Annotated in this window: 5 protein-coding genes and 1 riboswitch; of the genes, 4 read left to right on the top strand and 1 reads right to left on the bottom strand. The window is 39.4% G+C overall.

Annotated elements, in window-relative coordinates:
- Window positions 1-150 precede the first annotated feature (150 nt).
- The gene (uvrC, locus tag CHI06_RS12300; RefSeq protein WP_095248846.1) at window positions 151-1,923 is read left to right on the top strand and encodes an excinuclease ABC subunit UvrC; all 1,773 of its coding nucleotides are present in this window, start codon (window positions 151-153) and stop codon (window positions 1,921-1,923) included.
- A 69-nt stretch (window positions 1,924-1,992) separates the two neighbouring features.
- Window positions 1,993-2,171: riboswitch (Lysine riboswitch) on the top strand.
- 120 nt (window positions 2,172-2,291) lie between these two features.
- Window positions 2,292-3,512 carry an aspartate kinase gene (locus CHI06_RS12295; RefSeq protein WP_095248845.1) on the top strand — a complete coding sequence of 407 codons (1,221 nt, stop codon included), beginning with the start codon at window positions 2,292-2,294 and terminating at the stop codon, window positions 3,510-3,512.
- 126 nt (window positions 3,513-3,638) lie between these two features.
- Here CHI06_RS12295 and CHI06_RS12290 read toward each other — a convergent pair whose 3' ends face one another.
- The gene (locus tag CHI06_RS12290; RefSeq protein WP_095248844.1) at window positions 3,639-4,091 is read right to left on the bottom strand and encodes a YslB family protein; all 453 of its coding nucleotides are present in this window, start codon (window positions 4,089-4,091) and stop codon (window positions 3,639-3,641) included.
- A gap of 446 nt (window positions 4,092-4,537) precedes the next feature.
- Between CHI06_RS12290 and CHI06_RS12285 the strand changes: the two genes are divergently transcribed.
- Complete coding sequence (locus CHI06_RS12285; RefSeq protein ID WP_095248843.1) at window positions 4,538-5,146, top strand: succinate dehydrogenase cytochrome b558 subunit; 609 nt, start codon at window positions 4,538-4,540, stop codon at window positions 5,144-5,146.
- A gap of 63 nt (window positions 5,147-5,209) precedes the next feature.
- Entirely contained in the window at window positions 5,210-6,967 is a 1,758-nt protein-coding gene (gene sdhA, locus CHI06_RS12280; protein WP_095248842.1) for a succinate dehydrogenase flavoprotein subunit, read from the top strand.

The following is a 6,967-nucleotide window of genomic DNA, read 5'->3' as shown; positions in this document are numbered from 1 at the left end:
TCTCGTGCCTTCCGCGCAAATCAACAGAGTGCCAATAATAACTTTTAGCTTTTATACAGCCACTGGAAATAGAATCAGGCTTTTCTTTATCTGCTTTATCATTTAAAATTTTAGGATAGATATAAAAAAGACGGAGAGGAGCAGCTACGAATGAATGAAAATATCAAACAAAAGTTAACTCTGCTGCCTGATCAGCCTGGCTGCTACTTGATGAAAGACCGTCAGGGAACGATCATTTATGTCGGCAAAGCAAAAATCCTGAAAAATCGTGTACGGTCCTATTTTACCGGGTCACACGACGGAAAAACGCTGCGACTCGTCAACGAGATTGAGGACTTCGAATATATTGTCACCTCATCGAATATTGAGGCACTGTTACTCGAATTAAATTTAATTAAAAAATATGACCCAAAATATAATGTCATGCTGAAGGATGATAAAACCTATCCGTTTATTAAGTTAACCGCGGAGAGACATCCAAAACTAATCATCACAAGAAAAGTAAAAAAGGATAAAGGCAAGTACTTTGGTCCTTATCCAAACGTCATGGCTGCAAATGAAACAAAAAAGCTGCTAGACCGAATTTACCCATTGCGAAAATGTTCAACCCTTCCTGACCGTGTTTGCTTGTACTACCATTTAGGACAGTGCCTGGCACCATGTGTCAATGAAGTCCATGAAGAGCAATACAAACAAATGACAGATGAAATTACCCGCTTCCTCAATGGTGGATATAAAGAAATAAAAAAAGAATTAACTGAAAAAATGACAAGCGCTTCTGAGGAATTGGATTTCGAACGTGCCAAAGAATTCCGTGACAAGATTATTCATATCGAAACAATTATGGAAAAGCAAAAAATCACAATGACAGATTTTACTGATCGTGATGTGTTTGGCTATGCAGTCGATAAGGGCTGGATGTGTGTTCAAGTTTTCTTCGTACGCCAAGGAAAACTAATCGAACGTGATGTTTCCATGTTTCCAATTTACAATGAGCCAGAAGAAGAGATTCTCACTTTTCTAGGTCAATTTTACGAAAAATCCAATCATTTCAAGCCAAAGGAAATTCTCATTCAGGATGAAGTGGACATAAGTATAGCGGAGCAACTTCTTCAAGTGAAAATACTAAAGCCGCAGCGTGGTCAGAAAAAAGATCTGATTAAAATGGCCATCAAAAATGCAAAAATAGCACTGAATGAGAAATTTTCGCTGATTGAAAAGGATGAGGTACGAACCATCAAAGCTGTTGAGAATCTTGGAGAACTTATGGGTATTTATACCCCTCACCGAATTGAGTCTTTCGATAATTCTAATATTCAAGGGACGGACCCGGTGTCTGCCATGGTTGTATTTATCGACGGGAAGCCGAATAAGCGTGAATATCGAAAGTATAAGATAAAATCCGTTAAGGGTCCTGATGATTATGAATCGATGCGTGAAGTTACGAGAAGGAGATATTCAAGAGCCCTGAAAGAAGAATTGCCACTTCCGGACTTGATTATTATCGATGGTGGAAAAGGACATGTGGAAGCTGTCAGAGACGTGCTTGAGAATGAGCTTGGTTTGGATATTCCACTGGCTGGATTGGTGAAGGATGATAAGCACAAAACTTCTAATCTGTTATATGGTAATCCACTTGAAATTATCCCGCTTGGCAGAAACAGCCAAGAGTTTTATTTATTACAAAGAATCCAAGACGAGGTTCACCGTTTTGCGATTACCTTCCATCGTCAGATCCGTGGCAAAAGCGCATTTCAATCGATGCTGGATGACATTGCAGGTGTTGGTGAAAAACGAAAAAAGCAGTTATTAAAAGAATTTGGTTCAGTTAAGAAAATGAAAGAAGCCACATTTGAAGAGTTTAGAGCGCTGGGTATTCCAGCACCTGTAGTGGAAGAATTAATGAAAAAACTTCAAACCTAGTGATTGTCAGAATAATGGCACTATGCTATAATGAGTGAAAATTATATTACTATCACTTTTTAATACTAAAGTGAAGGTAGAGGTGCGAGCTTCAAGAGTAATGATTCTGAGAAGGATGAGCTTCTGGGAAGAATCATGAAAGGGGATGTTCGCCGAAGTGAAGAAAGTCTCATTTCTTTCTTTGCTGGTCCCGTATTGAATAAATGCCGGATTGTCAAGACTTCATGTCTTGGAGAGCTATCTTACATTGTAGACGCAGAATTTTTTTTGTGTACTTAAGCAATGAGATGCCCTCTCATTGCTTTTTATTTTTTTTGCGGGGAAAACTATAATGATAGCTAAACCTATAACTGAAAGCAGGGGAAAAGATGGGTTTAATTGTTCAAAAGTTTGGCGGTACTTCAGTAGCTAGTGTAGAAAGAATACTTAATGTAGCACAGCGGGTAAAAGCGGAAACTGATCAAGGGAATCAGGTGGTAGTGGTTGTCTCAGCTATGGGGAAATCGACGGATCAGCTGGTGAATCTAGCGAAAGAAATCTCTGGACAGCCAAATAAACGGGATATGGATATGCTGTTAAGCACAGGTGAACAGGTGACAATCGCTTTATTGTCGATGGCATTAAATGAGCAAAAGCTGTCCGCCGTTTCGTTTACTGGGTGGCAGGCTGGAATTGTCACAGAGCCTATCCATGGAAATGCCCGTATTACAACAATAAATACAGAAGCAGTTAAAAATCAGCTTGCAGATGGCAAAGTGGTAATAGTCGCAGGATTCCAAGGGGTTACTGAAAATGGAGAGATCACAACTCTTGGTCGAGGCGGTTCTGATACGACGGCGGTCGCGCTTGCTGCTGCGCTAAAGGCTGATAAATGCGATATATATACAGATGTAACTGGAGTTTTCACGACGGATCCACGATATGTGAAGAGTGCCCGTAAATTAAAATCAGTGTCTTATGATGAAATGCTTGAGCTTGCCAATTTAGGAGCAGGTGTCCTTCATCCTAGAGCAGTTGAATTTGCGAAAAACTATCAAGTACGACTTGAAGTTCGTTCAAGTTTGGAGAGAGTAGAAGGAACAGTGATTGAGGAGGAAGCATCAATGGAACAAAACCTTGTAGTCCGTGGAGTGGCATTTGAAGATGAAATTACAAAGGTGAGCGTGTTAGGGCTTGCTAATTCTTTAACTAGTTTATCAACAATCTTTACAACATTAGCTGAAAACCATTTAAACGTCGATATTATTGTTCAAAGCACAACAGAAGCAGAAACAGCAAATCTTGCTTTCTCGATTAAAACGGAGGACCTTTTAGAAACGTTAAATGTTCTTGAAAATAACAAGGACGTCTTGAATTATGAGCAGCTTGACGCCGAAAATAAATTGGCGAAGGTGTCCATCGTTGGTTCGGGAATGATTTCAAACCCAGGGGTCGCAGCCAAAATGTTTGAAGTCCTGGCAGCCAACCAGATTCAAATCAAAATGGTCAGCACCTCAGAAATTAAAGTCTCAGCAGTAGTCGAAGAAAAACTCATGCTAAAAGCAGTAGAAGTCTTGCACCAAGCATTTGGTCTAAATAGAGAAGCATAAAAAATAAAAAACATTCCTTGAAGGAACTCCTTCAGGGAATGCTTTTACTCTTAGTGTCCGCCTGAGGTGGACAGTGTCCACGGAAGGTGACAGGCACCATTAAAAGTCGCACCATTAATGGCACCATTAAATAGTGTCTTTTTGATCCCATTTAACGGTGAATTGGACTTTGTTTGCTTTTTTTACTGGGTGTTCGAAGGTTTCGGCGATGACTTGTTTTTGATGTTGGATTTGCTCCGCTAGGAAGCCTGCTTCGATTTGGAAGTAGTGTTCAGCTTTTGATTTAACTCGAGAAACGATAAGCGGGCTGACTAGTTCAAATTCAATTTCATCTTTTCGCTCTTTTTTTATTTCGAGCTGTCCCCATGAGGCTCTTGTAAAGAATTCAATAATGTCATCAAACGTGTTTAATGGGTGTTTACGAGCTAAACTTTTGCCAGCCCAATACAGAATCTCTGGGGTGTCTTTGCCTAAAATTTCGGGCAATACGAATTCCCTGATTAGTTCATAACCAAATAGTGAAATATTTCTTGGTTCATCTGATTGTAAATTAAGTTCGACAGCAGTACTTTCATTCATAATAGCTTCCCCTCTTTCTACCATTCTATTATATACAAATACGTCTTTATGTTAAGAACACTTTTTATGAAATGTAGTGTAAAGCGTTAGAGTGGTGAAGGAATGTTATTTTGCAATACGATAGCCTGTCTATCATAATAATTATCTTTCCCATTTAAAACCATGGACTCTTTAAAAAATTTAATATTCATATTAATTTTACTGGATATTCTACAAAATAATTCCATTTTTAAGTAAGGAAACTTATAATTTATTATAATATCAATATATTTTAAAAATTTTATTTTTATCCAACTTTTGTGTATACGTTTTCTTGACGCTAATACCCGATGGGAGTAAAATGGACATGTCACATATTTGTCACACTGGTGCTAAGTTTAAAATTTATTTAAAAGATTAGTGAAAAAAGGCTTAACATCATGTTAAAAATTCAAGGGGGGTTAATTATGGCGGGGAATCGAGAGTTTTTGAATCGAAGATTGCATTCTTTACTAGGAGTAATTCCAATAGGTTTATTTGTTGTGCAGCATCTAGTAGTCAACCATTTTGCTACAGGAGGGGCTGAGTCCTTTAACAAAGCTGCAGATTTTATGGGGAACCTACCTTTTAGAATTGTCCTAGAAACAGTAGTTATTTATTTACCAATTTTATTTCATGCTATCTATGGCCTTTATATCGCTTTTACCGCAAAAAACAATGCCGGGAAATATGGATATTTCAGAAACTGGATGTTTTTACTACAGCGTATATCAGGTGTCATTACCTTAATCTTTATTACATGGCACGTATGGCAAACTCGCGTTGCAGCTGCATTTGGTGCCCATGTTAACTATGACATGATGGCAGATATCCTATCTTCACCATTCATGTTTATTTTCTATCTGATTGGTGTCATTTCAACTATTTTCCACTTTGCAAACGGATTGTGGTCATTCTTGGTTAGTTGGGGTATTACAGTTTCCCCTCGTTCACAAGTAATTTCTACATATTTTACAATCGGTGTTTTCGTCGTTCTTTCTATCGTAGCAATTAGAACACTTTTAGCTTTCGTTTAAAAAATAAACTTCATACTCTGTGTTGAAAAATATCGGATTTTTGGATTAAGGGAGTGAGTCACAATGAGTAAGGGTAAGGTGATCATAGTTGGCGGCGGCTTAGCTGGCTTAATGGCAACCATTAAAGTTGCAGAAGCAGGAACACCAGTAGAATTATTTTCACTTGTTCCAGTTAAACGTTCCCATTCCGTTTGTGCCCAGGGTGGTATGAATGGAGCAGTAAATACAAAAGGTGAAGGCGATTCACCATGGATCCACTTTGATGATACCGTATATGGCGGAGACTTCTTAGCTAACCAGCCTCCAGTAAAGGCAATGTGTGAGGCAGCACCTGGTATCATCCACTTAATGGACCGTATGGGAGTTATGTTTAACCGTACTCCAGAAGGACTGTTGGACTTCCGCCGCTTCGGGGGTACTCAGCATTCGCGTACAGCATTTGCTGGGGCTACTACAGGTCAACAGCTGCTATATGCGTTGGACGAGCAGGTTCGCCGTCACGAAGTAGCTGGATTAGTTACAAAATACGAAGGCTGGGAATTCTTAGGTTCAGTGGTAGATGACGATGGTGTTTGCCGCGGGATCGTAGCCCAAAACTTAACATCTATGGAAATCAGATCCTTCGCTGGAGATGCCGTTATCCTAGCAACTGGAGGTCCTGGAATTATCTTCGGAAAAACAACGAACTCTGTTATTAATACAGGTTCAGCTGCATCAATCGTGTATCAACAAGGTGCATATTATGCAAATGGTGAAATGATTCAAATACACCCTACTGCCATTCCAGGAGACGACAAGCTGCGTCTGATGAGCGAATCTGCACGTGGAGAAGGCGGCCGGGTTTGGACCTATAAAGACGGAAAACCTTGGTACTTCTTAGAGGAAAAATATCCTGCCTATGGAAACCTAGTACCACGTGATATTGCGACACGTGAAATCTTCGATGTGTGTGTAAATCAAAAGCTGGGAGTTAACGGCGAAAACATGGTTTACCTTGATCTTTCTCACAAGGATCCACATGAACTGGATGTTAAACTTGGTGGAATTATCGAAATCTATGAGAAGTTCACGGGAGATGACCCACGTAAGCTTCCAATGAAAATCTTCCCTGCTGTTCACTATTCAATGGGCGGACTATGGGTTGATTATGATCAAATGACCAATATTCCAGGACTTTTTGCTGCTGGAGAATGTGATTTTTCACAGCATGGTGCAAACCGATTAGGTGCTAACTCATTACTATCTGCGATTTTCGGTGGAATGGTCGTTGGGCCAAATGCGGTTCGATATATTAAAGGGCTTGAAAAGAGTTCTGATGCTGTATCTTCAACTGTTTTTGACCGTCATGTAAAAGAACAGGAAGATAAGTGGAATTCTATCATGTCATTAAATGGTACAGAAAATGCTTATGTCCTTCATAAAGAGCTTGGTGAGTGGATGACTGATAACGTTACAGTTGTTCGCTTTAATGACAAGCTATTGAAAACAGATGAAAAGATCCAAGAGCTTTTAGAGCGTTATAAAAATATCAATATCAATGATACATCTAAATGGAGTAATCAAGGAGCAGTCTTCACTCGTCAGTTAGAGAACATGCTTCAATTAGCTCGTGTTATGACAATTGGTGCTTACAACCGTAATGAGAGCCGTGGTGCGCATTATAAACCTGAGTTCCCTAATCGGAATGATGAAGAATTCTTAAAAACCACAATGGCGAAATTTGTTGATAGCTCATCTGCACCTGCTTTCCACTACGAGGAAGTAGATGTTTCATTGATTCAGCCACGTAAACGCGATTACTCAAAAAGCAAGGGGGAGTAG

The organism is Bacillus sp. 7884-1 (genome assembly GCF_002272245.1).
Lineage (GTDB): Bacteria > Bacillota > Bacilli > Bacillales > Cytobacillaceae > Neobacillus.
The sequence above is the reverse complement of the archived record's forward strand: the minus strand, read 5'-3'. Positions and strand labels throughout refer to the sequence as shown.

Coding starts and splice junctions, on each gene's coding strand:
- CHI06_RS12295 (WP_095248845.1), top strand. CDS start 2,292: ATGGGTTTAATTGTTCAAAAGTTTGGCGGTACTTCAGTAGCTAGTGTA.
- CHI06_RS12290 (WP_095248844.1), bottom strand. CDS start 4,091: ATGAATGAAAGTACTGCTGTCGAACTTAATTTACAATCAGATGAACCA.
- CHI06_RS12285 (WP_095248843.1), top strand. CDS start 4,538: ATGGCGGGGAATCGAGAGTTTTTGAATCGAAGATTGCATTCTTTACTA.
- uvrC (WP_095248846.1), top strand. CDS start 151: ATGAATGAAAATATCAAACAAAAGTTAACTCTGCTGCCTGATCAGCCT.
- sdhA (WP_095248842.1), top strand. CDS start 5,210: ATGAGTAAGGGTAAGGTGATCATAGTTGGCGGCGGCTTAGCTGGCTTA.